This window comes from Roseibium alexandrii DFL-11, assembly GCF_000158095.2.
In the GTDB taxonomy this organism is placed as follows: domain Bacteria; phylum Pseudomonadota; class Alphaproteobacteria; order Rhizobiales; family Stappiaceae; genus Roseibium; species Roseibium alexandrii.
Genome location: NZ_CM011002.1, coordinates 2182874 through 2206390, shown reverse-complemented (window position 1 = coordinate 2206390; position 23517 = coordinate 2182874). Strand labels below are relative to the sequence as shown.

Annotated in this window: 36 protein-coding genes, 1 tRNA gene and 1 pseudogene; 23 read left to right on the top strand and 15 right to left on the bottom strand. The window is 56.2% G+C overall.

All coding sequences use genetic code 11. The features are described 5' to 3' along the window. Window positions 1–82: 82 nt before the first annotated feature. The 5 genes from SADFL11_RS10310 to SADFL11_RS10290 are packed head-to-tail and all read left to right on the top strand — an operon-like array spanning window position 83 to window position 3538. The gene (locus SADFL11_RS10310) at window positions 83–1297 is read left to right on the top strand and encodes a phage portal protein (RefSeq protein ID WP_008197210.1); all 1215 of its coding nucleotides are present in this window, start codon (window positions 83–85) and stop codon (window positions 1295–1297) included. Then, window positions 1290–1487, top strand: coding sequence for a hypothetical protein (locus tag SADFL11_RS10305; protein ID WP_050776074.1), 198 nt, complete (start codon window positions 1290–1292; stop codon window positions 1485–1487). Before SADFL11_RS10310 ends, SADFL11_RS10305 begins: the two co-directional genes overlap by 8 nt. A gap of 28 nt (window positions 1488–1515) precedes the next feature. Beyond that, complete coding sequence (locus SADFL11_RS10300) at window positions 1516–1728, top strand: hypothetical protein (protein WP_008191308.1); 213 nt, start codon at window positions 1516–1518, stop codon at window positions 1726–1728. Beyond that, on the top strand, window positions 1728–2216 hold the full coding sequence (locus tag SADFL11_RS10295; RefSeq protein WP_008196579.1) for an HK97 family phage prohead protease: 489 nt from the start codon (window positions 1728–1730) through the stop codon (window positions 2214–2216). Before SADFL11_RS10300 ends, SADFL11_RS10295 begins: the two co-directional genes overlap by 1 nt. Further along, window positions 2216–3538 (top strand): phage major capsid protein, encoded by a 1323-nt coding sequence (locus tag SADFL11_RS10290; RefSeq protein ID WP_008192399.1) that lies wholly within the window; start codon window positions 2216–2218, stop codon window positions 3536–3538. The genes SADFL11_RS10295 and SADFL11_RS10290 overlap by 1 nt, the downstream gene beginning before the upstream one ends. Before the next feature lie 182 nt (window positions 3539–3720). Here SADFL11_RS10290 and SADFL11_RS10285 read toward each other — a convergent pair whose 3' ends face one another. The 5 genes from SADFL11_RS10285 to SADFL11_RS10270 are packed head-to-tail and all read right to left on the bottom strand — an operon-like array spanning window position 3721 to window position 5753. Next, a complete protein-coding gene (locus tag SADFL11_RS10285) occupies window positions 3721–4773 on the bottom strand; it encodes a tyrosine-type recombinase/integrase (RefSeq protein ID WP_209002779.1) in 1053 nt (350 codons plus the stop codon). Further along, the gene (locus tag SADFL11_RS25255) at window positions 4773–4940 is read right to left on the bottom strand and encodes a hypothetical protein (RefSeq protein WP_008195157.1); all 168 of its coding nucleotides are present in this window, start codon (window positions 4938–4940) and stop codon (window positions 4773–4775) included. The genes SADFL11_RS10285 and SADFL11_RS25255 overlap by 1 nt, the downstream gene beginning before the upstream one ends. Next, window positions 4937–5209, bottom strand: a complete 273-nt coding sequence (locus tag SADFL11_RS10280; protein ID WP_040451717.1) for a hypothetical protein — start codon at window positions 5207–5209, stop codon at window positions 4937–4939. Before SADFL11_RS10280 ends, SADFL11_RS25255 begins: the two co-directional genes overlap by 4 nt. Then, entirely contained in the window at window positions 5206–5508 is a 303-nt protein-coding gene (locus SADFL11_RS10275; protein ID WP_040451718.1) for a hypothetical protein, read from the bottom strand. Before SADFL11_RS10275 ends, SADFL11_RS10280 begins: the two co-directional genes overlap by 4 nt. Beyond that, window positions 5493–5753 (bottom strand): hypothetical protein, encoded by a 261-nt coding sequence (locus SADFL11_RS10270; protein WP_040451719.1) that lies wholly within the window; start codon window positions 5751–5753, stop codon window positions 5493–5495. The genes SADFL11_RS10275 and SADFL11_RS10270 overlap by 16 nt, the downstream gene beginning before the upstream one ends. Window positions 5754–5776: 23 nt before the next feature. Here SADFL11_RS10270 and SADFL11_RS10265 point away from each other — a divergent pair, with 23 nt between their 5' ends. After that, on the top strand, window positions 5777–6508 hold the full coding sequence (locus tag SADFL11_RS10265) for a DUF4145 domain-containing protein (protein ID WP_050776075.1): 732 nt from the start codon (window positions 5777–5779) through the stop codon (window positions 6506–6508). Between the two features lie 92 nt (window positions 6509–6600). Here the strand turns inward: SADFL11_RS10265 and SADFL11_RS10260 are convergent, their stop codons facing one another. From SADFL11_RS10260 to SADFL11_RS10245, 5 genes are all read right to left on the bottom strand, one after another. Next, a complete protein-coding gene (locus SADFL11_RS10260) occupies window positions 6601–7062 on the bottom strand; it encodes a hypothetical protein (protein WP_008192278.1) in 462 nt (153 codons plus the stop codon). Next, window positions 7059–7202 carry a hypothetical protein gene (locus SADFL11_RS25250; RefSeq protein WP_167578973.1) on the bottom strand — a complete coding sequence of 48 codons (144 nt, stop codon included), beginning with the start codon at window positions 7200–7202 and terminating at the stop codon, window positions 7059–7061. The genes SADFL11_RS10260 and SADFL11_RS25250 overlap by 4 nt, the downstream gene beginning before the upstream one ends. A 780-nt stretch (window positions 7203–7982) precedes the next feature. Further along, window positions 7983–8588, bottom strand: a complete 606-nt coding sequence (locus SADFL11_RS10255) for a hypothetical protein (protein ID WP_008189571.1) — start codon at window positions 8586–8588, stop codon at window positions 7983–7985. Next, the gene (locus SADFL11_RS10250) at window positions 8585–8848 is read right to left on the bottom strand and encodes a hypothetical protein (RefSeq protein WP_040451720.1); all 264 of its coding nucleotides are present in this window, start codon (window positions 8846–8848) and stop codon (window positions 8585–8587) included. Before SADFL11_RS10250 ends, SADFL11_RS10255 begins: the two co-directional genes overlap by 4 nt. A 24-nt stretch (window positions 8849–8872) precedes the next feature. Next, a complete protein-coding gene (locus SADFL11_RS10245) occupies window positions 8873–9412 on the bottom strand; it encodes a helix-turn-helix domain-containing protein (protein ID WP_134852983.1) in 540 nt (179 codons plus the stop codon). 15 nt (window positions 9413–9427) lie between these two features. Between SADFL11_RS10245 and SADFL11_RS10240 the strand changes: the two genes are divergently transcribed. Both SADFL11_RS10240 and SADFL11_RS10235 read left to right on the top strand, forming a co-directional pair. Then, entirely contained in the window at window positions 9428–9730 is a 303-nt protein-coding gene (locus tag SADFL11_RS10240) for a hypothetical protein (protein ID WP_008194525.1), read from the top strand. Beyond that, the gene (locus SADFL11_RS10235) at window positions 9727–10224 is read left to right on the top strand and encodes a phage regulatory CII family protein (protein WP_008191263.1); all 498 of its coding nucleotides are present in this window, start codon (window positions 9727–9729) and stop codon (window positions 10222–10224) included. Before SADFL11_RS10240 ends, SADFL11_RS10235 begins: the two co-directional genes overlap by 4 nt. Before the next feature lie 2 nt (window positions 10225–10226). On the opposite strand, the gene SADFL11_RS10230 is transcribed toward SADFL11_RS10235, so the two are convergent. Further along, complete coding sequence (locus SADFL11_RS10230; protein ID WP_134852982.1) at window positions 10227–10844, bottom strand: hypothetical protein; 618 nt, start codon at window positions 10842–10844, stop codon at window positions 10227–10229. Window positions 10845–10912: 68 nt separating this feature from the next. Between SADFL11_RS10230 and SADFL11_RS10225 the strand changes: the two genes are divergently transcribed. The 8 genes from SADFL11_RS10225 to SADFL11_RS10190 are packed head-to-tail and all read left to right on the top strand — an operon-like array spanning window position 10913 to window position 14110. Beyond that, window positions 10913–11278, top strand: coding sequence for a hypothetical protein (locus SADFL11_RS10225; protein WP_008193502.1), 366 nt, complete (start codon window positions 10913–10915; stop codon window positions 11276–11278). Further along, a complete protein-coding gene (locus tag SADFL11_RS10220; protein WP_008195605.1) occupies window positions 11265–11834 on the top strand; it encodes a helix-turn-helix domain-containing protein in 570 nt (189 codons plus the stop codon). Before SADFL11_RS10225 ends, SADFL11_RS10220 begins: the two co-directional genes overlap by 14 nt. After that, the gene (locus SADFL11_RS10215; RefSeq protein ID WP_040451723.1) at window positions 11834–12244 is read left to right on the top strand and encodes a hypothetical protein; all 411 of its coding nucleotides are present in this window, start codon (window positions 11834–11836) and stop codon (window positions 12242–12244) included. Before SADFL11_RS10220 ends, SADFL11_RS10215 begins: the two co-directional genes overlap by 1 nt. Window positions 12245–12263: 19 nt before the next feature. Then, complete coding sequence (locus tag SADFL11_RS10210) at window positions 12264–12491, top strand: hypothetical protein (RefSeq protein ID WP_008192131.1); 228 nt, start codon at window positions 12264–12266, stop codon at window positions 12489–12491. Further along, the gene (locus tag SADFL11_RS10205) at window positions 12478–12744 is read left to right on the top strand and encodes a helix-turn-helix domain-containing protein (protein ID WP_008193371.1); all 267 of its coding nucleotides are present in this window, start codon (window positions 12478–12480) and stop codon (window positions 12742–12744) included. The genes SADFL11_RS10210 and SADFL11_RS10205 overlap by 14 nt, the downstream gene beginning before the upstream one ends. Further along, complete coding sequence (locus SADFL11_RS10200; protein ID WP_040451724.1) at window positions 12741–12944, top strand: hypothetical protein; 204 nt, start codon at window positions 12741–12743, stop codon at window positions 12942–12944. The genes SADFL11_RS10205 and SADFL11_RS10200 overlap by 4 nt, the downstream gene beginning before the upstream one ends. A gap of 3 nt (window positions 12945–12947) precedes the next feature. Continuing rightward, complete coding sequence (locus SADFL11_RS10195) at window positions 12948–13784, top strand: hypothetical protein (protein WP_134852981.1); 837 nt, start codon at window positions 12948–12950, stop codon at window positions 13782–13784. Further along, window positions 13781–14110, top strand: coding sequence for a DUF4326 domain-containing protein (locus SADFL11_RS10190; RefSeq protein WP_081450571.1), 330 nt, complete (start codon window positions 13781–13783; stop codon window positions 14108–14110). The genes SADFL11_RS10195 and SADFL11_RS10190 overlap by 4 nt, the downstream gene beginning before the upstream one ends. Here the strand turns inward: SADFL11_RS10190 and SADFL11_RS25855 are convergent. Together SADFL11_RS25855 and SADFL11_RS25850 are read right to left on the bottom strand one after the other, a co-directional pair. Beyond that, a complete protein-coding gene (locus SADFL11_RS25855; protein ID WP_134852980.1) occupies window positions 14077–14808 on the bottom strand; it encodes a hypothetical protein in 732 nt (243 codons plus the stop codon). The two genes, SADFL11_RS10190 and SADFL11_RS25855, sit on opposite strands and share 34 nt — an antisense overlap. 126 nt (window positions 14809–14934) lie before the next feature. Continuing rightward, complete coding sequence (locus tag SADFL11_RS25850; RefSeq protein ID WP_407690690.1) at window positions 14935–15819, bottom strand: pentapeptide repeat-containing protein; 885 nt, start codon at window positions 15817–15819, stop codon at window positions 14935–14937. Between the two features lie 548 nt (window positions 15820–16367). Between SADFL11_RS25850 and SADFL11_RS25245 the strand changes: the two genes are divergently transcribed. The 5 genes and pseudogenes from SADFL11_RS25245 to SADFL11_RS10165 all read left to right on the top strand — a co-directional run bounded on the left by SADFL11_RS25245 (window position 16368) and on the right by SADFL11_RS10165 (window position 18848). Continuing rightward, the gene (locus tag SADFL11_RS25245) at window positions 16368–16700 is read left to right on the top strand and encodes a hypothetical protein (RefSeq protein ID WP_008193132.1); all 333 of its coding nucleotides are present in this window, start codon (window positions 16368–16370) and stop codon (window positions 16698–16700) included. Next, window positions 16697–16885, top strand: a pseudogene (locus tag SADFL11_RS25845) (helix-turn-helix domain-containing protein); the annotation flags it as partial. The gene SADFL11_RS25245 and the pseudogene SADFL11_RS25845, both read left to right, overlap by 4 nt. Window positions 16886–17239: 354 nt before the next feature. Then, window positions 17240–18007 (top strand): hypothetical protein, encoded by a 768-nt coding sequence (locus SADFL11_RS25590; protein ID WP_228198259.1) that lies wholly within the window; start codon window positions 17240–17242, stop codon window positions 18005–18007. Next, the gene (locus SADFL11_RS10170) at window positions 18004–18612 is read left to right on the top strand and encodes a transcription termination/antitermination NusG family protein (RefSeq protein ID WP_008190910.1); all 609 of its coding nucleotides are present in this window, start codon (window positions 18004–18006) and stop codon (window positions 18610–18612) included. The genes SADFL11_RS25590 and SADFL11_RS10170 overlap by 4 nt, the downstream gene beginning before the upstream one ends. A gap of 158 nt (window positions 18613–18770) precedes the next feature. Further along, window positions 18771–18848: transfer RNA gene (locus SADFL11_RS10165), tRNA-Met, on the top strand. Window positions 18849–19041: 193 nt separating this feature from the next. Here SADFL11_RS10165 and SADFL11_RS10160 read toward each other — a convergent pair. Together SADFL11_RS10160 and SADFL11_RS10155 are read right to left on the bottom strand one after the other, a co-directional pair. Further along, window positions 19042–19254 (bottom strand): hypothetical protein, encoded by a 213-nt coding sequence (locus SADFL11_RS10160; RefSeq protein ID WP_008193013.1) that lies wholly within the window; start codon window positions 19252–19254, stop codon window positions 19042–19044. A 58-nt stretch (window positions 19255–19312) separates the two neighbouring features. After that, window positions 19313–20302, bottom strand: a complete 990-nt coding sequence (locus SADFL11_RS10155; RefSeq protein ID WP_008193451.1) for a hypothetical protein — start codon at window positions 20300–20302, stop codon at window positions 19313–19315. A gap of 165 nt (window positions 20303–20467) precedes the next feature. Between SADFL11_RS10155 and SADFL11_RS10150 the strand changes: the two genes are divergently transcribed. After that, window positions 20468–21040, top strand: a complete 573-nt coding sequence (locus tag SADFL11_RS10150; protein ID WP_008189168.1) for a phage tail protein — start codon at window positions 20468–20470, stop codon at window positions 21038–21040. 261 nt (window positions 21041–21301) lie between these two features. After that, window positions 21302–23338, top strand: a complete 2037-nt coding sequence (locus tag SADFL11_RS10145) for a glycoside hydrolase family protein (protein ID WP_167578972.1) — start codon at window positions 21302–21304, stop codon at window positions 23336–23338. Window positions 23339–23517: the final 179 nt, after the last annotated feature.

The following is a 23517-nucleotide window of genomic DNA, read 5'->3' as shown; positions in this document are numbered from 1 at the left end:
GAATCAGTTTGCCAAGACACTGAATCGGTTTCTCAAAGCCTTGACTCGGCGCTTTAACGGGCGCGGAAAGGATTGATATTTCATGCGCTTAAAAAAGGCACTTGAATCACTCTGGGGCGCAGATCCCGCAGCGGAACTTGAGGAAAAAGCCTCCCGCACCGGACCTCTTCTCGCGATCCAGGGGACGGCGCAGCCGGTCTGGAGCCCGCGCGACTATGCGGCTCTGGCCCAGGAAGGTTTTGCAAAGAACCCGGTCGTGCACCGGGCGGTCCGGTTGCTGTCGGAGACGGCCGCCGCTGTGCCTCTGCTGCTCTTTAAAGGCGATCGGGAGCTGTCGGAACATCCATTGCTGGCACTGCTCGCCCGGCCGAATACCCATGAAACCGGCGCTGATTTTCTGGAGGCGCTTTACGGTTACCTGTTGGTCTCCGGCAATGCCTATCTTGAGCAGGTGCCGGTGGATGGTGTCCCGCGGGAGCTTTATGCACTCCGGCCGGACAGGGTGAAGGTCGTGCCGGGACCGCATGGCTGGCCGGAGGCCTTCGACTACACCGCCGCGGGCCGCACCGTGCGCCTGGCTGCAGAAGCGGAAGACGGAGAAGAGGCAGCTCCCCTCCGGCATCTGAAGCTGTTTCATCCACTGAATGATCATTATGGATTCGCGCCGGTTGAAGCTGCACAGATGGCCCTCGACATTCACAATGCGGCGGCAAGCTGGAACAAGGCGCTGCTCGACAATGCCGCCCGGCCCTCCGGAGCGCTGATCTATGGTGCCGGCGATGCGCTTAATCTGACAAGCGATCAGTTCGACCGGCTAAAGGCCGAGTTGGAAGACGGCTATCAAGGCGCGCGTAACGCCGGCCGGCCCCTGTTGCTGGAAGGCGGGCTCGACTGGAAGCCGATGGGGCTGACCCCGAAGGATATGGATTTCATAGAGGCCAAGAACCAGGCCGCCCGGGAGATCGCACTCGCTTTTGGGGTGCCGCCCATGCTGCTCGGCATACCGGGAGACAACACCTACGCCAATTATCAGGAGGCCGGCCGGGCGCTTTGGCGCGGGGCTGTCCTGCCGCTGGTGCGGCGGACGGCGGGCCATCTTGCCAGCTGGCTGGGACCAGCCTTCGGCCAAGGTTTACATCTGGAGCCGGATCTTGATGCGATCGAGGCCTTGTCGTCGGAGCGGGAGGCCCTGTGGCGGCGCGTCGGTGTGGCTTCGTTCCTGTCGGACGACGAAAAGCGTCAGGCTGTCGGCTACGGCGCGCGGGGCGGCACGTTAGGGGAGGCGCAGGATGATTGAAGACTTAACAGCCCATGTCATGGCGCGCGGGGATCTGGCCCATCTCGCGCTGTTTCTGTGGGCCGCAACGGCCACACTGATCGGGCTTGTGCTGATCCGCGAGCTTGCCATTTCCAATCAGCGGTTTTCCGACTTCGTCAGCGAGGTTGCCCGGCTGAACCGTTATCTCGCTGAGCTCGGAACGCTTTAAGGCCAATTTATCTTGAAAGGAGGGCGGAATGAGCCTTCAAAGCAACTCCCTGGACAGCGGGAGAACGCATAGCCGTGCGCGCCGCGGCACGAAAACAACGCTGCTTCAGCGGTTTGGCGTCAAGGCATCCGGTCACCGGACCGAGCATTTGCCGGTTTTTCGGGATTTTTCGGGCCGTCTATATCACTTGGCGATTCAGGTGAGAGAAGACGTCAAACCTTCTCACGGGGACCGGACCTGATGGCCGGAACGGCAGGTGCCGCAGTTCGGATTGCCGGTTATGCCAGCGTTTTCGGAAAGGCTGACGGGGCTGGCGATACGGTTTTGCCCGGAGCCTTCAGGCGCAGCCTCCGCCAGCGTCCGCCGGCACGTGTTGCGCTGTTGTGGCAACACGATCCGGCACGCCCACTCGGACGCTGGACGCGGCTGATGGAAACAAAACACGGTCTATGGGCCGAAGGGGAACTCGCCCCGGGCGTTGTTGCAGCCTTCGAGGCGTCGAGCCTTATTCGGGCAGGGGCTCTTTCCGGGCTTTCCATCGGCTTCAAGGCGCGCACCGCCCGTAGACCGCACCGCGGATCGGGCCGAATCCTGCAAGACATCGATCTTTGGGAGATTTCCCTCGTCACCTTCCCGCAAGTCGACGAGGCACGGGTCCGGCTTTTGACATCGCCTTCGAACACGCCAACCCCACGTACACCGCACATTGGATCAAGGGAGTATGCATAATGACAAGACTTTCAGACTGGACGCCCGATGACCTGCCGCTGGAAACCAAGGCGGACATGCCTGGTGGATTGCCGCCGGTTCCGGCTGCTCCAACCACCGATGCAACAGGCGGAGATGACGTTGCCCGGACCTTCGACGCGTTCTTCCGGACCTTTGAAAGCTACCGGGCCGTCAACGACGCGCGCCTAGCGGAAATTGAAAGCCGGGGCAGCGCGGATATTGTGTCGCTGGAAAAACTCGACCGGCTGGATGCGGCTCTCGATGCAACACAAAGACGTCTGGACGATCTGACCCTGAAAAGCCGCCGTCCTCAGATCGGCAGGCAGGGCCAGCGGCAGATGACATCGGCAGCCTTGGAACACAAAGCGGCCTTTGAGACCTATGTGCGGTCCGGCCGGGAACAGCCCTTGCGTCCGCTGGAAGTCAAAGCCCTGTCGGCCGGATCTGATCCGGATGGTGGCTATCTGGTGCCGGAGGAAACGGAAGCCGGGATCATGCGGCGCTTGTCGCAAGTTTCTCCCATCCGGGCCATTTCCGGCATCCGGCAGGTCTCATCCTCGACCTACAAGAAGCCCTTCGCGGTGACCGGCCCGCAATCCGGATGGGTTGGTGAAACCGCCGCCCGGCCGCAGACGAACAGCCCGCAACTGGCGGAGCTGACATTTCCGGCGATGGAGCTTTATGCGATGCCCGCAGCTACATCGACGCTGCTGGATGATGCGGCGGTCGACATGGATCAGTGGATCGCAGAAGAGGTGGAGGCCGCCTTTGCCGAGCAGGAGGGAGCGGCCTTTGTCAATGGTGATGGCGTCAACAAGCCGCTCGGTTTCCTTCAGGCACCGCGTGTTGCTGAGAACAGCTGGGCCTGGGGCTCGCTTGGCACGATGGCCACCGGCGCGGCCGGAGCGTTTCCGGCATCGGATGCTGGCGATACGTTGATCGACCTCATCTATTCCTTGAAGAGCGGCTACCGGCAAAACGGCCGGTTCGTCATGAACCGGAAGACCCAGAGCGAAATCCGCAAGCTGAAGGACGGCGACGGGACCTATCTGTGGCAGCCGCCTGCCGGTGTGGACGGGGCGGCGACCTTGCTGAATTTCCCGATTACGGAAGCTGAGGACATGCCGGACATTGCCAATGACGCCCCCGCGGTTGCCTTCGGCGACTTCCGGCGCGGCTATTTGGTGGTCGACCGGATGGGCGTACGCCTGCTGCGCGATCCATATTCCGCAAAGCCCTATGTGCTGTTCTACACCACAAAACGGGTTGGCGGCGGTGTGCAGGACTATGATGCAATTAAGCTTTTGACGTTCGCTGCATAAATCTTTTCACGCAAGCCTCACGTTATCTTGCCTTGCAAGTCTTAACAAGCAGACCCACATCTGTTCATGAACGATGAGGGTCGTTCCTCCCCAGACTGTCCCCAAGGGCTGCGACGCCGCAGTTTCCTTGGGGTTTTTCTTTAGGTGCGGCGGATTTTGACGCAGGGTGCGGCGGAATCTGTTCATTTTCTGTCCAGAAGCTCGCCGTGTTCCAAGCTGATTTTCTTCCGGTTTGCCTTGCGGGTGTAGTGGATTGCCATGCGCTCGCTGTCCCATCCGAAGATGGCCATCATCTGGTGAACCGTTGCGCCGCGCTCGGCCACCAGTGTTGCCGCGGCTTTGCGCATACCGTGCGCGCGGCCAGGCACCTCCGCGCGTTCGCAGGCCTTGCCAAACCACTTGCCGAAAGCCTTGGCGTTCAAGTGCGGTTGCCCTTTTGTGTTGAGCAACAGCGTCAATTCGCCTGTCTTGGTGGCGTCGATTGATTCCTGCAGCGCCGGCAGAACAGGCAGATAGATCCAGCCGCCCGTCTTACTGGCGCGGACATGGATTTCGCCGCCTTTGATGTGCTGCCGGCCGATCTGGTAGACATCTTCCCGGCGCAAGCCCGTGCAGGCCAAAAGATCCAGGGCCAACCGTTCCATCGTGCCAAGAGGCCAACGCGCTTCATACCGTTCGATTTCTTCGACGGTCCAGGTGTGGTGACCCTCGGTCTTGATGTCGATGCGTTTGACTTCTTTTGCCGGGTCGCGGTCGATGACATCGTCAAGAAGGCCGGATTCCATCCCCCAGGCAAAGGCGACTTTCATGACTTTCAAGAACGCATTCGCCGCGTTGGGCGTAGCCGCTCTGGCCTCTCGCGCGCGGCGGATCGAGCGCTCCGTGATATCGATCAATCGCACGCTGCCGCTTTTTTCCCGGATCGCTTTTATTTGGTAGCCGTAACTTTGCCGCGTGGCTTTTGCCAGTGCAGCGAATTTGGCGCTCTGTTCATACTGGTCCAGTAGCCAACCGAGGGTGTTTTGCGGGTATCGTGATCGCGGTTTTTTCGGAACGTCTGATCCGGTCAGTGCGGCCTGGTAAGCCTGCATGAAGCCTGAGGCCGGATCGAGATCGTAGTCATCCGGCAAGCGAATGCGCGGGCCGTCGCCAAGGCGGAAGAACCACTTGACGCGGCCGTGTCTTGATTTCTCACGGCGGAGGTGTGGAAGGCGGCGTTTGGGCATGGCTGCCATTAGAGGTCAGGCTCCGGTCCCTTTGCAAGGCTGTTGTCGTTGTTGACGATGATGCGGATCGTGCCTTCGGACGTGATCTCGATCTCTTGCACGGGTTGCCCGGCATCGACCACGGCCTTGATCGCGCGTTTAACGTCCACCTGCTTGAACTTGGCGCGCGTGTTCATGGTGCTGTGCCCTCATGTGTGGGATGCCCGGCGGGTGTCTTCACCTTCGCCGGGCCCGGTCCGCCGACTGAACCGATGGGGCCGTGCGGATTGAGGCGCAGCTCGGCAGCGTTTTTCAGGGCATTGGCGATCGCGCAAACATCGCGCGCCAAAAGCGTATCGCCACGCCTTTTTGCATCGTGTGCCGCGTTTTCCAGTTCGATCAGGGCCTTCCTGATCGTCAGGCGAATGCGCGCCACGTGCGCCGGGGGCTGTGCAGATTTGCTCATGCCCGGCGGTCCTTCCCGTCAAAGAAAAGCGGCCCTGCCGCCCTCGAGGGGCAGTCAGGGCCGAGTGTCACCTGCGCATCTTTTGCGGCTGGGAGGAACGAGCCGGCGCCGGTGAGCCTTGTGTCGGTGTTGTCCTCGTCCGGCCAGTTGCCGAAAGACGGGATGCGGGAAGATCTTTGATCACCAGATTTCTGGTGGCGGGAGACTGCTAAATAGGTTGCGGCGAGGCAAAGACCAGCGATGAGCAGCAAGAGAAAGGGGGCTGCAGCCTGGAGAGGCGTGATTACGGTGCTTGGCATCGGTCCGGCTCCCCATTTGTGACCTTCGGCGGCTTGTTGTCCAAAGCCAGTGCAGACTGTGTGTGGAAGTGCAGCAAAGCCCAGGCGCTGTAGTATTCAGCAGCACTGTGCATCAGTGCCTGAATGACCAGACCATCTCCAGCTTTCCCGCGCAGCGCCCTGATCTCGGCATCAAGTGCAATCGGATTTGCAGCGTTTGTTCGCAAACTTGCAAGAATCTCGGTATGGAGTTGAAGGTACGTCACTGCACAACTCCGAGGTGTTTCAAATGATGGTTGTTACGCAGCAGTGTGGCCGATGCGGTCAACTGGTTGATTTCTCTTTCATTGCGGCATTTGAACACACGCAAAAATCGCCTGAGGAGGTGAAAGCAAAATCGGATGCAACCCGGCGCATGGCGGGGCACGGGATGCCGGGACACTACATGCATGACACCCCGAAAGGTAAGGCGCGCGGGGGTGCCATGGCCCATTGCCCGCGCTGTAGTGGGCCGAGCTTGTTTGTTTTTGAGGCTGAGGCCGCTCACATTGAAAATATCATTGCGAGCGCTGACCCGAAGAAGCCGCAACTTTTTGGGGGCTCTGGTTTGCTGACCGTGCTCGAGGTGCATCCGCCAGTCAAAACCCCGCACTCTGATCCCGCATGGCCGGAGAAGGTCACAGAGTTGTTTCAAAGTGTGCAATCCGCGTTCGATCAACGCATGGCGCCGCAGATGGTTTTGCCGACCTGCCGGGCGGTTCTGGAGCTTGCTTTGAAAAAACTCGACGAGTCTGGCGAAAATCGAAAATTGATCAGCCGGATCAACGATTTGCGGGATCAAGGCGTCATTACGCAAGGTTTGGCCGACTGGGCGCATCATATCCGGATCGACGGAAACCTTGCTGCCCACGAAGGTGTTGGCGATCAAGAAGCGGTCCGGGAATACATCGGGTTCCTGCGGCTCTTTTTGGATATCGTCTTTGCGCTTCCTGAACGCATTGCCGCACGCCGCGTGAGCTGAATTCCCAATTGCAAGCAGCGTCCAAAGAGCCGCAGAAGGATAACCGACCCTCAGGAGCCGGTGAAAGGGGGCAGCAGCGTGGAGAGGCGTGATTACCGTGCTTGGCATCGGTCCGGCTCCTTTGGGTCGTTGACCGCCTCTCTAGCGAGCTGTGTTGCGAGATCGTGCAAGGGCGCCGGGCCGTTTGACGGCCAGCCGCGGCCTGCTAGGGCCGTTGCGACGGCGCGCAGCGCGTCCGGCTTGCCATAGATGACAAAATCCTGTTCCAGGTTCGGTAGCGGCAGGCGCAGGGCCTCAAGGTCGAGGCCGGAAACATAGTCGTCGCCGCCGTCTTCTCGGCGCACGGCAATCGCGCGTGTGGTCGCCTTGGCGCTGTTATAAAAGCGCACCTGGGCTGAGAGGCTCGCTAAGCATTTCTTCACCGAGTCCATCAAGGTCGCCAGATGGAAGCCCTTGGTCAAAACCGTGGGCGCATCCGGGTATTTCTGGAATTCGTCTATGGTCCGTTCCAGGATCGCTATGGCGCTGTTGGTGTTTTGAATGCTGGCGGTCATGGTGTCATCCCCCGGTTGTTTTTCACCGGGAATGCTACCGCGCAGAAATCAGAATAGCCCGCAATCAAAAATTGAAATACGCAGCTGCGCACGTCTTTTTCGGCAATCGGGGAGACTGGGTGGTGCAATTTGTTTTGCATGGTCTGTCTCCCTTCTCCTGGTGGCTGCGGGCGCCGGCTCTGGGGCCGGTCGCCCGCTTTTTTCCCCGGTGGCGGGCTTGGGGAACTTTCCAATCTATCCAATATGGAAACTTCCATAATGGAAATATGTTCGAAATTCGCACCGTTTGTCAACGGCAATGACAACAAGAAAATGCGATGATAGTGGTTAGGCGACCAATTTATTGAGAGGGCAGTCGCGATTTATGGCGACATTAGACACATACCGGCTCCGCGAGGCGTGGGGCATTTCGAAGCGTTTGTTGGATGAAAATGGTTTTTTGCTGCGGCGTGGTGTGGATTTCGAATTTCTTGAAAAGAGGATTTCCGTTTCCGAAAAATCGTCACTTACCGAGCACTTCAGTACCGAAAAGAATACCTATACACCGTCACAAGCCTTCTGGATCCTTGTGGAGACGCCTGGTGGAGAACTGGTGGCGCGCGCAGCGGCGCGGCTCGATCGCTTGGCCGGCATGTCTTTGGAGGAGTATTGGCGGCGATATTGGCGCCGTTGCTACCCGGGCGTCCATGAAGGTGAGGCGGAAATGGCGGACGAACAGCCTTGCTTCGCGTCGAGAATTCGCGGAAATGTCGCCTATGTCGGTGATCTGTTCGTTGAAAAGCCTTATCGCAACGCGGGGCTAGCAGGTGCTTTGGTTAGGATTTTACAGATTGATGCGCTCGACGAGTGGCGGCCGGATTACCTTTATGGGTGGATGACGCCAGAGCATGTGGCCAGCCAATTGTTCCCTGACTATGGTTTCAGGCAGTCGCATCCGAACGGAATAATCTGGAAGAATCCACCTTCGACGATAGGTGGAAATCTGACGTGTGTGGGGAATTCTTTTGAAAATCTTCTGGATCTTCTTTTGCAGATAACCACCTCACGTCGCGCTTGATGCTGTAGCTGACAAGGTAGCTGCCGATTTTTTTATCAAATCGGAGGATCAGCCGATCGTAAATGATTTCAGGTTTGTGCGCGCCGAGCAGGTTCCCAGTTCCAACTGTCTCGAAAACCGGCTCGCCTTGAAGCGCGTCCTGATAGCCTTGACTTACCTTTTGCCGGTATAGAGTGCCGAGAAGTGATTTCGGTGTTAAATCAACCTCTTCTTCAGCCTCTGGGAAATGCTTTGCAAACAGCGTTTGGCCGCCGTGGAAAAGAATGTCTGGAGTATCGCCATCATAGCAAAAGTCTTCAAACACGACCAAGAACGGCGACAGTGCGTTCAGGGCGCGGTTGTTTGGCATTTTGCCGAGCTCTGTTTGCCATAAACGAAGCAGGTATTGTGCTGTTTCGTCAGCGCCGCCGCGTTCGATAATATCCACGTTTTCGCGCACCACAAAGTCTTTGCCGAGACCGTTTCTCATTGTACGCGGTCCGTGTCTGGCGGGCGATAACCTGCGCGAAAGGCACGCCTTGCAACTTTGCCACGGCAGGTTTCGACGATGTAACGTTCTTGGAACGGGTCGAGTTTCAGCAGTTCATCGTGCCCAAACTTCTTGATGGACTCCCATTCGAGGATGTCTATGCAATCGAATTTACAGGCTTGAAAAATTAAGTCGACCAAACTGTCTTCATCATTGTCGGTTGCTACAGTTGAAAGTGCCGGAAAATCGGTGTTTTGCATGGCTGCTAATAACTCAGAGAACTATCACTCGTGTCGACGTGATAGAGTGTTATACAACTTTATGATGCGGTCAATGAATTCTTCGTTCGTAAATTTAATCCCGCGTTTATTCTCTTCGTCCTTAACTTTCTGCTCAGCGAGGTTCCAAAGTTCGTCTTCGTCACTGTCGGAAAAGGCTATTTGCCCTTCCAAATTATCGTTGGACCGTTTGGCAATGCGTGCATGACCATAGCCAGGTATGATCGGGAGGTCTGCGTCAAAATAGGCGGCAACAATCAAAAGCTCGTCCGCTTTCAAGTTTCGACTACCGGAAACAGTCTTGTTTATTTGTGAAGTCGAAAGGCCGAGAAGCTTCGCAAGCCCGGCTTGCGTTTCTTCTTTTTCTTCAATGACTTTTGCCAGCCATTGTTTAATGATGTCTTGTTTATCTGTAGCCATAGCATGCGAATAATGCACGCTTTCTAGCAACCTGTCTGTTGCTATTTCCGCACAATAATTTCCATTATGGATATTGCTAAAATCGAAATCTGATGCAATATCTGCCTGACGATTTGGAATTGTCATGAGCGGATAACTCCCATGCATTTAGAACCGGCAGCATCTGTCATCAATGAATTGGGCGGTGTTGCAGTCGTTGCCGAGCGGCTAAAAGTGGACCCGACAACGGTGCGCCGGTTCCGGTATGCGGCAAGCAATTCGGGAACTGGCGGTTTTTTTCCGGCTCGGTACATCTTTCAGCTTCTCCTATTTTCTCATGAACTCGGGCGGCCGTTACCGTTGGAGCGCTTTGTGCTGACGCCGGAGCAGCGTGAACACCTGGCGCAATCATTTCCCAAAACGTGGACCGCGTCATCGCGTAAATCCGAGGGGTTTACGCCATGAGCTTCCGGCCAACCACCGAGCATGATCGCGCAAGCCTGAAATCGGCTGTCCGCCGCCTTCTGCGGGGTATTGGGGGGCAAGACGAAGCGGCAGGTGCTACGCGTGTCGGGCAGCAGACGTTGTCCAAATACGCATCACCATCCAGCGCGCATGACCGGGATCACATTCCAGTCGATGTCTTGATGGACCTGACAATCGACGGGGATGACCCGGCGGTCGTGCGCACGCTTTGTCGGTTGGCAAATGGGGTTTTTGTTCCGCTGCCGCGCTCGCGCGAGGCGATCACCAATTGGCCATCGGCCGTTGGTGTAGCGGTCAAGCGCGGTGCGGATGCGGCCGAGGCGATCTGCAGCGCGCTCAGCGATGACGGCCAGATCACCCGCCAGGAAATCGAAGATCTTGAAATCGCCGACAAGCTCAGCCGGGCCATTGAGGCACTGATCGTCCTGCAGACCCATGCGCGCTCGGTGCTCGATCAGGAGGCGGCGGAATGAGCTTACCTGTCGCGCAAGATAGCTTCCAACGCATGTATGACACGTTCCTCGTCGCTCTTTCCCTGTGTGTAGAGCGAAAGCTGGCCTGTTTCGTCAAAGTGGATGAACGCATTAGTGAAGATTTCGGAGCTGGTTTCTTCAATATCGCCGTAAAGGGTATCAAAAGACTCTGCAAACTTGTCACGTTGACGATCAAGGGCGTCGGAAAAGTAGACGCCGTTGTTGATGTCCAGATTCTCTATATCAGTATGGGCTTTGGCCGCCTGTTCGCTTGCCCCTTCTATTTCTGCGAGAAGGGTCAGCAGCTTCTCTGCCTTCGCTTTGGTGATTTTCGTGTTTTCATCATTTGCGGCAAGGAATCTCTTCGCCTTTTGATGCGTTTTCCGGATGTTCTTTTTCAAGTCTTTGAAAGGGGCGACCAGGCTTTCGTAGTCCTCTTTGGTCACGCAGTGGGTGAGTTCGGCCGACCGAGCTTGGGTCTCCACGGCAAAGCCTTGAATCCTGGTGTCGTGCGCGGTGTTTGCGATGTGCTGTTCAGCACCCTGTGTTTGGTTGCTCTTTTTGCGGAAAAAAAATCGCCAGCCGAAATAGAGGCAAGCCGCCAACAAGATCCATTCCACGCCAATTCTCCAAAAAATTGCACCTGCATCAAAAAACACCTTCGCGCAAAAGTCGAGGGGGCGGTGTCATGAAAACCCCTCCAACGCTTGCAGACTGGCAGCGCGATCCCGCCTGCATTGACCGCTATCTCGCCGGGCTCGACACGCTGGAGGTCCTTGAGATGGGCGAGGGGACGCTGCGGTGTCTGTCCGACTTCCTGTTCGACGCGGCGCGCAAGAAAGTCCTGTCGTCTATCTCCCTGACCGCGTCCTCCGTGCGGAGTGCCTCCGGTGGCGACAGAAAAACGCTGGACGCCTTGCGCGCTCAGTTTCTTGCCGAAGCGGCCTTGTTTGAAACCGCTGGCCGGTTCTTCCGCGCGGAAGTCAACCGGCGCGATGGTCCCGGCCTTTCCCAAACCTCTGAACCACAGGAGCCCGCTCATGAGTCTGGCTGAAACCTTCGAGCCGATCACCTGGGATGCGCTGACCGTTAGCCAAAAGCGCGAAGCGGTGCTGGATCTCTTGATCTGCGGACGCAATGTGCCGGAAATCGCCGAGGCGTTGTCGATCACCTATGGCACGATTGGCGCGAACCATGTGCGCGGCGTGATCGACCGGCACAAGCTGGATGATGACCGCCTGGTGATCGATGCGCGCCAGCGGCGGCGGACCCAAGAGCGCGCGGCCTCACTCGCGCGGGCGCGGGCGCGCAGGCCGGTTGCCCTGCCGAAACCAGCGGCCTTGCCCAAAATGCCGCTCGCGCCGATCTCCGGCCGGAAGGGCGGCGGCGTGACGTTGTTTGACCTGAAAAATGGGATGTGCCGGGCGCCGCTCTGGAATGACAGCGCCACCGGCGTTGAGACCAAGTTCTATTGCGGTGCGCCGGTCAGGACCGGGCAGAGCTATTGCGCGGCGTGCTGCGAGCGCCTGCATGCGCCCGCACGCGAACGGATCGTCTTTCACACACCGGCAGCGGCCAATGCCGCGGGCGGACGGCAGCGGGCGCGGTGATGATGTCTTTCCGGCAAAACCTGCGGCTCTTCTTGTGGGCGCGCGCGCAGCACCGTCTGCGCCAAACGGGCCGTCCGGTGAAATTCAGCGCGGCGGCAGAGCTGATTGCAGGCGCAACAGGCGTTGATCTGCACAAGGTGCGCGCCGCGCTCGGCGGCGGTTTTTCCAGCCGGGCCACACAAGACCAGCTGGCGCGGTGGTGCGGGCTGCGGTGCGCCACCAAACACGGCGCGCCGGTTCTGGTTGCCGACCTTTCCGAAACCTTCGAGCGCGGTCCAGATCGTGTTTATGGCCCGGTCGCTGGCTCGATCCCTGGCATGGCGGCTGGCGGGGGCATCGCGCCTTTCCAACCGGAAGAGCTGCGGCGGCGCCTGACGGCCGTTGTGTCCAAAAAAATACGCGCGGCCTGACCGCTCAAAGGAGACTGACATGTCGAAGAGTGAAGAGAGCGCAGCGCGGGACATCCGCCTTGCCCGGCAGATCGAGGCCTATTGGGAGGCGCGCGGCTTTGAGGTCATTTGCCACCGGGTGGATGAGCATGCCGGGGCTGACAGCCGCGCGCTGGTGCCGGGCCTGCGCTCCGACATGAACAACGGCCTGCCGAAGCCGGGCGCGCGCCAGATCCCGGTGAAAGGGGTTCGTCATGAGCGCGCTTGACCGGAAAAAACTCGGTGCGGCGTTTCTGGCAGCGCGCGAAAAGCGGGCCTTGTCGCTGCGCCAGGTGGAAGAGCGGACGGGCGTTTCCAGGTCCACGATTGGCCGGGCCGAGCGCGGCCATGCGGACGGCTATGTGACCGCCGATGCGGTGGTGATCCTGGGCGCGTTCTACCAGATCGATCCGCGCGACTTCGTCTGCCTGTTTCACGGGAACACCCCCTCGGGACAAACGTTAATGGAGCCTGCCGGATGACCTGGTTTTTCCTTTTTCCGGCCGCGTCGGCGGCTGTCGCGTCCTTTTCCGGCATTTGGGCGCTGGTCTACCTGATGCAGCTGCCAGGACTTTCCGGTGCTGGCCGCCGGGCGGAGATCGCGCGGTGCCTGCGGGCCTGTCGGTGGTGCTGTGTGTCGAGCCTGCCGGTCGCCTGGGTGTTTTTGGCGGGGGAGGTTTAGGGGATGGGGGAGCGCGGCTACCTGAATAACTTAAAACACAGGAGAGATAACGGCGGAAACAAGTTAAAGACTGGGCAATCTGGTCCTATCATATCGATAAAGACCGTTTGTATCTTTCCAGATTACAAAGCCGACTCTCCGCAAGTCCATTGCTATTGGCTCGATAAACTCATTCTCAAGCTGCGCTATAGTCTCGTCGATTTTTCGAAGGGCGCCTTCAATCATAGTTGCATCTTCAGATGTGAGTATTTGCGGTGTTTGAACCTGTTTTATAAGTCTCAAGACTGTCTGTATTACCACCCAAGTTTCTCTAACAATGTCATGGAAATAGGGATCAACATCTTGTGGGACACTTGTACCTTCCCACGACAAGAATTCCAGATGGCCTCGAGGTATGGGCGTTCTGTTGGCCCCTATCTGTTGATACACTTCCTCTATGCTCGCTCGATTGCTGCGGAGGCTTCGAATAGTCGCTTGGGCATGACCTATTGCCTGTACTGCACGCAAAACTCCCTTTTTTCGCTGGCTATGTCTCATTTGGCGGACAGTAATAGCCGCGCCAGTAAATGCGACTATGCCAGCGATCAAGGTTTGCCAAGCGTAGGCATAGCACCAAAGGCTTCGACCGTCTGGTTCCCTGCAAACGGCTTCGCTGACATAAGGGATGCCGCCGGTGTCGATCACAATTGTGATCAAAAGCAAGGCGCCGCCAACAATTCCGGCGCGTATCCAGTCGCGCCTGTTTCCGTTGCTCATAACTCAGTTGGTCCCTTTGCTTCCTGCAACCGAGCAGGTTTCGGCCGTCAGAGCAAGCCTTTCTGGCTGAAGGAGGCGGCATGAGCCCGAAGCGAATTCAAATGCGGCGGGACCGGCCTTGGCGGTGTGACGCACCAGGCGCGGTGAAAATCGACCGCAGCACCAAATGGGGCAATCCGTTCAAGGCCGGCGCGGATCTGCCCGGCATGCCGGGCCAGAAAATGGACGCGGAAGACGCGTGCCAGTGTTTCGAGTTTTTCACGATTCCAACGCTTCCCGTTCATGAGCTCATCGGCAAGGACGTTGCCTGCTGGTGCGCATTGGATGCGCCCTGCCATGGCGATGTTTTGCTGAAATATGCCGCGCAGCTAAAGCCTTATTCAGACGAAGGCGTGGAGGGGCAATTATGACTTTCTTCATCGGTTTCCGAAAGTTCATAACGCAGCAGATCGGCAATTCGTTTTTGGGTCCAGCCAGCTTTCAGGAGCACCTCAAAGCGCGGCTCCATCAATTCCTCATCTATTCTGGAACTGAGCTTTTCTATCTGTTCGACGGTTGTTTTGAGCGATTGCGTCATTTCTCCTATGTCTGGACCCGGTCCCTCAACGAGTTCCAACCACTCATTATAACTAGAAATGGAGTTGTTCACCAGCTCCATCCAAGTGTGAACGTCCGGGTCTATAGTTTCTGGGAACACTACCGGATGAAACCATACTGGCCTCAGAGCTTCGAAGTTTGGTGGTTGTCGGCTAAGATGGGATCGGTGAGTTTTGAGCGGATCAAGCAGTATTTTCAAGGCTCTATCAGCGGCCCCACACCACTTCAATTCATATATCGTTTGAACGACGTCGCGCTTGTTTTCCAGCGCCGTCTGAAGTGCAATCTGTTTTCGGATCTGCCAGACGGTCACGCTGGCACCGGCAAGTGCCAGCAGCCCGGCAATCAGTGTTTGCCAACTGTAGAGAAAGCAATTGAAGTCGGCGGCAACGCAGCTCTTGTCGAGCGAAATGGAGAAACTTCCCTCGGACACTTGCAGGAGCAGCATACAAACAATTGCAGCGGTCGAGCAGACGATGACAATTACCGGTTTGGTGTCGCGATCTATCACTCAGTTGTTCCTTTGTCTCTGCACAACCTGGCAGGTGCCCGGCATGGATTTCAAGCCTTTCGGTGGGAAAAAGGCGTCAGAACTTATTGGCCCATCTGTTCTGCAGTTAAGGTTGACAGCTTTCACTTAGACGTAAGTGATCGCGGCGGCCACCTCTGGCCGGACGTTCGTTGGTTTGTTCGTTTGATTAGCCCATATACCGGTCAAATTGGTGGCTGCACTCAAGGTTATTTGGTTCAGGTTCGAACCGGAGAGATTTGCACCGGTGAAATTGGCGTTAGTGAGGTCCGCCGCAGTCAAGTCCGCGTTTGTGAGGTCGGCGCCGGTAAGGTCGGCCTCGGCGAGAAGGGCACCAGTGAGGTCGACGCCTCTGAGGTTGACGCCCGCCAGTTTGGCTCCTGTGAAGTCTGCGCTGGTAAGGACGGACCCGGTACAATCAGCTTCGCCGAAATTTGCGTGCCGAGCTGTTGTGTAAGAGAGATCTGCGTTTGTTATGAACGCAAACGAGAAATTTGCGCGGACAAGATTTGCCGCTTTAAGATCTGCATCGTCAAATTTCGCGCCGGTACAGACGGTCCCCGCCATCTTTGCATTCTTGAAAATTGCTTCTTGAAAGCTGCCCTCGGTCAAATCGGCCTTTGCCATCTTAGCATCGGAAAAATCGGCCTCATTGCAATCGGCGTTCGCGAGGATTGCTTCTATAAGGACTGCCTCCTTAAGCACAGCCTTATGCAAGTAGGTCCCGGTCATGTCGGCTCTGTGGAGGTGGGCCTTAGAAAGCTTGCCGTTAAACAAAAGTGCCTTGGAAAGGCAGGCGGTCTCCAATTTCGCCTCGCTGAGGTCGGCTCCGCTAAAATCAACGCCAGACATATTGGCGCCTTCAAGGTCCGCTTTTCGCAAATCAGTGTTTTTGAGATGTGGTGCCCAACCCGCTTCCAAACTGACGATCCTATCAACCGTATTTCTGAGGTACGTTATGGTCGTGACCGCCTGGTAGGTGACCTCATCCATAAATGGGGGCTGGTGGTTCGGGCTTTTGACTGTTTTTTGCCGCAAATGGCGGTTCTTTTCACGAATGTAAGCAAAGAAAAGCTCCAGAACATTCAGGTAATTTTCCTCCGGCTTTGCAGTGGCCAGTCCGCGCAGCGTTTGGATCCCGGCTATTCGGACATATGGGTGATCGCTGACAAGCAGCTCCGCGCCCTTCTGATGACGGTCGACGTCTTGGCCGCGCTCGGTCAACTCGGTTTGCGTTTTGGCAGCCTTTGCCTGTTGGTCAGCGATGATCGCCCGCCAAATGAGAATAGGGGCACCACCTACAGCCGCTGCAATAAGCACTGCATTTCTGATCACCTCGGAGGCATCTTTGAGGTTATCGATGCCGATGATTACAGAAACCGCAATCCCGCTAACAGTCCCAAAAAACAAAGAAGCGACGCACAGCCAGAGGATGTGTGTCCAAAGCGAATTAAAAAAATTCATAAAGTTGTTCTCCAAAATCGCTGCAACCAACCAGATTTATCTCTGAATTTCAAGCCGTTCTGGCAAAGTGAGGCCTCATGAGCGCCGCGGCGGAAGAATGGGCCGTGCGCGCGGCGGATGCGCTGGTGTGGCCGGATCCGTGTTTGCGGCGGCAGGTGCTGCTGGCGCTGGCCGCGCGCCATGTGGGCGGTGCGTTTCAGCTGGTGTTTGCCGAGCTGGCCGATCACCTGGAGCTGAACGCAATATCGCTCTGGATGGCGCTGATGGAGCTGCGCCGTAAGGGCCTGATCGATGCCCGCTTCGGCCCGGTGATGACCATCACCCTGGCAATTGATTTTCCAACTGACGAACTCAATCAGCCGGCAGAAGTGTCTGCGTTGCCGCGCATGTCCATGGAGGGCGCTGAATGAGCCATAGGGCGACAAATTGGGCTGTAGAGCAGCGCAGTTTGAAACCGGCGACCAAGATAGTGCTTTGGCATCTGGCGGATCGGCACAATCCCGATCATGGCTGTTTTCCAAGTCAGCGGCAGCTTGCCGAAGATTGTGAAATGAGCCGGTCCAGTATCAACAATCACCTGACGATACTGGAGGAGCGAGGGCTTGTTCACCGGGTTCAATCGCGCAACGAAAAGACCTATCAGCAGGAAAACACGCGCTATCTTTTGGCATTTGAAGACGGGTTTCCGGTGAAACGGTCTGTCTGCCAAAACGGCGGAAAACCGCCAAAGCCATGTCCAGAAATTGGACACGGGAATTCAGCCGAGCCCGTGTCCAAAAACGCGGAAATCCCGTGTCCAAAAAACGGCCAATCCCGTGTCCAGAATTTGGACACTAACCCTGTAAGGGAACCAGTAAGAGAACCAGTAAGTGAGAGAGCGCGCGCGAGCGGGGGTGCCCAGACGGGTGATGGCGCAGGTGAGTGCGCGGCCAGGTCCGAAAACGAGCCCATGGATGCGCCGGAGGCTGAAACCGTGACCCGGGACACCTGGAAACGGCGTTTGAAAAAAGCCCACAAGGATTGGCCAACCTTTGTCAGTGACAGCGAAGACGCGGCGGAAAAGGAATGGTTTGCGCTTGCGGAGGCCGATCGGGAGAAGGCGGCCAGCCTGATGGCGGTTTATGTCCACGAAGTGAAGGCCAGCGGGCGCAAGATGTTTTGCACCTTTGCCGTCTACCTGCGGGAAAAGCTCTCCGAAAAGGCTTTGCGGTCAAGCGGCGCATCGAGCGTCTTGGCGCGGCCTTACGGCAAGGCCTGGGGCGCATTGCGGTTCGCCGATCTGATGCGCGAGCCCTATGGCCATTTCCCGCCGCCGACCCGGTATTTGCAGCAGCTTCTGGCCGCGGGCGGCGAGATGGCCGAGGCCGAGCGGCGCCGGCGCACGGCCGAATATGGCTGGCCAAAGGTCAACACGCTGCACCTTGATGCGCGCAACCGCCACAAGGGCGCGCCGGCGGATCCGGAATTGGCGGAACTCTTGCAGGCCTTCGACAAGGTGGCCAAGGGATCTGCGCTTTATCTCGCCTGGAAGGCGCTCCATGAGCGGCGCGGCTGGCCTTGGTTCGGCGCGGACCGGGATCTGCCGGATTGGATCTACATGCCCGCTCCATCAGATCCGTTCGAGAACTATGAAAGCCTGGACGAGGCGGTGAATGCCGCGCTTGCCCGCATTGAAAATGCCCATGCTGAACTCCAGAAAAACGAGGCCGCCGAATGAGCAAGCTGCACAGGATCCCCGTCACGGACGCCTTGAAGGTGAACTATGATTTGTTGCGCTCATTGGTCGGTGTTCAGGGCATAGACTGGATTGTCGTGCGCTCCAATCCCAATTGCGAGAGCCGGGCGGCCGAAAGCCTGTCTGCGGCCGGGCTGATTGCCTGGCTGCCGATGCTTCCCGTCCTGCGTAAGAACAGCCGCACGCGCAATGAATTCGACAAGTCTCGGCCGCTCTGTACGCGTTATCTGTTCGTTGCGCTTGACCGGTACAAGGGACAATCCACAAGTGAAGTTGTGGTTTGTGACGGCGTTGAAAAGGTGCTGTCGTTCGATGAGGAAAACCGGCCGCACATCGTGCCGAAGGCGCAAATGCGGGTGATTGTCGAGCAATGCTGGAATGCGATCACGGAAGGAAATTTGAGCAAAGTCAAACACTTCGACATCGGCGCGGTGTTTGGATTGCTGGCCGATGAGTTTGACGGCGTGACGGGAACGGTGACCGGATACGATGAGGCGAAGGGGATTGTCGAAGGGCTCGTTCCCATGTTCGGACGCGAGATGGCGGTGAAGGTGGCGGTTGACAAGGTGAAGGCGGTTCACGGATAGTCTGCCGCAGGATGACCCGCTGGATCCTATGGGCCTGGACTGTCCCCCTGGACGTCACACCAAACAGAGCGACCAAGCAGCGGACCCAGCCAACGAAGACGCCGGATCGGGCGGAGTTGGCGCGAAGGGCATCTATGGGAAAACATCACATTCGTTTTTGTCTGGGTGGAGCAGTCCGGTAGCTCGTCAGGCTCATAACCTGAAGGTCGCAGGTTCGAATCCTGCCCCAGCAACCAAATCAAGCCCGCTTCAGAGCGGGTTTTTTCATGTGGGGTGACGTGTGGTGGATCATATCAGCGGCAGGATGGGCGAGGATTTACCGTGCAGTATTCCACACCGGGCACAAGAAGATTACGGAAGGCACGGAAGACTGTCAGTGGCCAGCGCTGATGACAGCAGTAGTGTTCTGGAGCGATGGGTCTGTGGCGGTCAGTTGCCAGAAACCGCTTTCTTAAACGCGAAGGATCTTGGCGATGTCAGAACAACCGTTGACGAATTGGCCGGAGCTCCAACAACCTTGACTTCGAATGCACCAATCCCGAACGCAGAGTCTGCCTTTTTGACAGAGAGCTGCAATTTCTCGTTGCTGTCGCTGGTCTTTCTGTTCGCCATTGTTTCCACCGGGCTTTCAACTTCACTCATCGTTTGACCCCCGTCTCATATAGACACTCTAATCTTGGCATCAATAAGTTTTCAAATCCTAACCAGGAGGGTTGCTTTTTAACGTTTCGGCAACTTGTTGAACTGTCAGTATCTTTCGCAGTGGCCAGTACAGGGCGTCTGCCACTGAAAAAACGATCTCCTTGTCCCATGTCTCTTTGAAAACGTTTCGGGATTCGCTGTCTACGGACAAGAAGCCAATCACGGTTTCCGGGCGGACCTGACCGCTTACTGTTGGACCCTGGCGAATGACGCATGTGAGACAACTTTTGTAGGGCAGGGGCCAACCTCGACCGTTCAAGAAGTTGAAAATCGAGTACTTCCAGCGGTTTCCATACTGGCTGTCATAAGCCGTCATGCTCGTGGTCTTGAAGTTGTCCTCCTTCAGGAGGTCGTTTGAAAAGAAATGCCAACGATCTGGGCTGGCATCATCGCAGATAGCCGCGAATTGCGGGTTCTTCTCATGTGGATCGTGGTTGGCCGTTATGCGCTTTTGATCGTGATCGTGCAGCGACCTGGCAGAAGCGGTGTCCCGCTGAAACGTGTAGAAATACAGCTTTTGTTCGCCATCGTCTGATACGAGTGAGTAGATCAATTTGATACAGGACCGGCATCGTGTACCGGTCAATGATGTGAAGGTGACGGACATTTGGTCCAGAATGGAGCAGAACTTTTCCCGTACGTGTTCCAAAAACATCTCGTACTGATCGATTGAGGCGTGTTCTTTGGGCCCCCATTCGTCGATGTAGGTTTCAAGATCCCTGAGTTGATGAGAGATGCTGTGCAGGTAGCCTGTTATATTGGCGTATTTTTCCTTTCGCATCGTCTGGAGCTGCCGGAAAATCGCAAACAGGATGATGATCAACGTCAAGAACAGAACATAAATGGTCGGCCAGACGGAGACAGCGTTTTGTTCGCCGACGAAGATCTCAAGCAATGACCACCCTGATATGTAAGTGGCGATAATGCCGGCAAATCCGAATACCCAGCCGATGAACCTGGCCAGTCTCGTATTAAAAAACTCAACCATATTAGCATCGTCACATTCAAAAGGACCAAGGTCGCTTTGCAGCGGCCATCAATCAATCACCTGAATATCCATCTGAAAGAAAAGAGATCCCCGGTGCCCCTGCGGCATATCAGCAAAGGTTGCATTTGGAGTCAATACGCGGATGCGGTGTCAATGGGGTGAGACATGCACATATCTTGGTCAGACAGCTCCGGAATAGATCATCTGGATCGCGCTTTGTCGAAACTCTCCGGCAAAATGATCCGGCAGATCGGATCACGAGCATTGAACCGGGCTGGCAGTCAGGGCCGCACGAAGGCAGGCCGGGCGCTGGCCAAGCAAACCGGGCTGAAGGCGCGCACGATCCGCCAGGCCATGAAACCGATCCGGGCATCGGCGTTCAATCTGGAATATCAGATCAAGGCGTTTGGGGGTGATGTTGCCCTGAAACACTTTGCCGCCCGCGAAACGCGGCGCGGCGTGAGCGCTGCCCCGTTCGGGCGGCGGCAAGTCTTTACCGGCACGTTCATGAAAGGCGGCCGTTTCCCGTCGCGTGTTGATCTGGGCCTTGGCGGTCAAGTTTTTGCTCGGGTCGGAAGTTCCAAATTCCCGATCGAGAAACAAAGGTCCGGGGTGGTTATCCCGGCGGAGATGATCAAGGGCGAAAGCGCCAAGGCGTGGCAGTCCACGGTCGGCAAGGTGTTGCCGCGCCGCGTTGTTCACGAGATCAAGCGCGCAACGGGCAAAGCTTTCGGGTGATGAGCAGAAGGCGAGGGCGATAAAATCAAGCATGCGGACTCACACCAACCGAAAAAGTGGTTGACTAAAAAGAAATGACAATTTTTAGTAGAAATGACGTAGATGTTGTTAAGGTCTTTTTAGATCGTTTTCGTCTTTGTATTTTGGAATAAGCGCATTCAGTAAACAAGCGCTGATTTCATTTTGCAAACGAGGCTGTTAGCCGGTTTGATTTCTCCGGAACGATCATTTCATTAGCAATTGAGCGTATTGGAGGGCATCTTGAACACATACTCTATTTCCGCACAAGGCACGAATTTCATAAAGCAATTTGAAACGGGATTGGATTCTAATGGAAATTTACTTCCTCAGGGTCAGCCGGCACTTGTAGCGTACTTGGACGATAGCAATGTTTGGACAATCGGCTGGGGTCATACAAGAGGTGTTCAGCCTGGAGACACAATTACATTAAGTCAGGCAGAGGACTTATTGAGTCAAGATATCGAAAGCATCGTCGGGCCAGAACTTACGCTGCTTGCGAACGCGCATGACGCCATTGGATGCACGCTGCAACAGCACCAAATCGATGCTGTTGCATCGTTGATTTTTAATGCGGGTTCACTTCGAGCAAATGGCCCCGGGTCATGGCAGGCGCTGCTCGAGGGCAATTTCGATACATTTCTTATTGAAGCTTCTGAAATTCGAAACGGTCGGAAAGATGGTGAATTGGTTCCGTTTTCGGGGCTTGAAGATCGGCGGGCAGACGAAGCGGAGATGTTTGTTAAGGCCGACTACTCGAGAACGTTTGACAATTCGGCTGGCAATCCCGGATCGAAGGGAAACCCTTATGCCCCGGGAAACTATCTAGGAAACAAGAGCAACCCTCAGGGGATTCCAGCAGATTGGCAGGTGAGTGACTGCCAGGGTCAGAGCGTTGCTCTCGTAATCGATCTGAGCGGTTCAATGGGCAATGATCTTGCCAGCGTGAAGTCATCTGCTCTTGAGCTGATCAACGCAATTTTCGGAACTGACGCTGCTCCAGTCGCAAGCCGGTTAGGCATAGTTACTTTCAACAATACAGATTCCATCCAAATCGTGCTGCCGTTCACGGAACAAGCAAACATCTCAGATCGCAAAAGCGCAGCAATCGACGCGATCAACGGTCTTGCGATTCTGGGGGGAGGAGCGGAGCCGTTGAACGGCGCTCTATTAACAGCATTGCGCGGTGATATCGGCTCATGGCGGACAGGAACCAACAAGATTATTGTTTTTACTGACGAGCCTGCTGCGGATCCGGAACTTCGGGACGATGTTATTACGCTTGCCAACGATCTCGGGGTTCAGATCCCACAACAGCAAGCGCTTCCAATTGATCTGGCGCCGGCGGCGAATGACGGTTCTGTTGTATCGGTTCAGATCCTGCCGGTATTGATCGGGGGTGGGTCGAGCGCACGTTCAGACTTGGAAGAACTGGCTAGCCGCACGGGCGGACAATTGTTTCAATCAACAAACGCTGCAGAGTCAGCCGCTGTTCTTATTGGTGCAATCCAATCCACGTCCACGGTAACTGACGGCGATGATATCTTTACCATCGTAACAGGTATTGCCCGTTTAGACGGTCAGAAGGGAACTGATGTTGTCACGATATCCAGCAATCTGGCTGATGTTTCGCTTTCAACTAACAGGATTGGTGAAATCGTTCTCGAAGACAATGATGGGACGTCTGTCATACTGGAGAATATCGAGTTTGTTCTCGCGAACGACGGGATGATTATGGTCGCTCCGCCGGAAAGAGCGTCCTTCGATGAGGCTTTCTATTTGTCGCTGTACAGCGATGTTGCTAGCGCGGTGGGAACGAGTGGCGGTTTTGAATCCGGCCTGGCTCACTACTTGCAGTTGGGCATTTTTGAGGGGCGTCTGGGGGCTTTTCCTTTCAACGAAGAGTTCTACCTTAACGAGAACGAGGACATATTGGCAGCGGTGCAAGCGGGTTCGTTTTCGTCTGGAAAAGAGCATTTCATTCTGCACGGAATGTTTGAGGGCAGAGATCCCGTGTCTCTGTTTGACACAGAGTACTACCTAGATCAGAACTCGGATGTTGAAGCGGCAGTAACTGCGGGTGCAATCACCGCATACCAACACTATCTTTTGAGTGGCTCCCAAGAAGGGCGGCGACCGTCAAATCTGTTCTCTGAGGGTGACTACTACAGCGTAAATCAGGATGTTGCGGTTGTTGGGATCGATGCGTTCATCCATTTTTATGGCATGGGCGTCGCCGAGGGCCGGTCGATCTCGGATCCAGATCTACTTGGTCTGTAACTTTTCAGCTGTATTGGTTGAATAAATCGCTGTTTCTAAGAGTTGATAACTGAGCAGTGATCAACAGCCGTTTTATGCGCTGAGACAGAAACGTAGCGAATTTGCTTAGGGACCGTTCTCGTTAGACTTACCGCTGCGGGCGAAAAGCTCCCGGGATTTCATCAGTCTGACCCTAAATT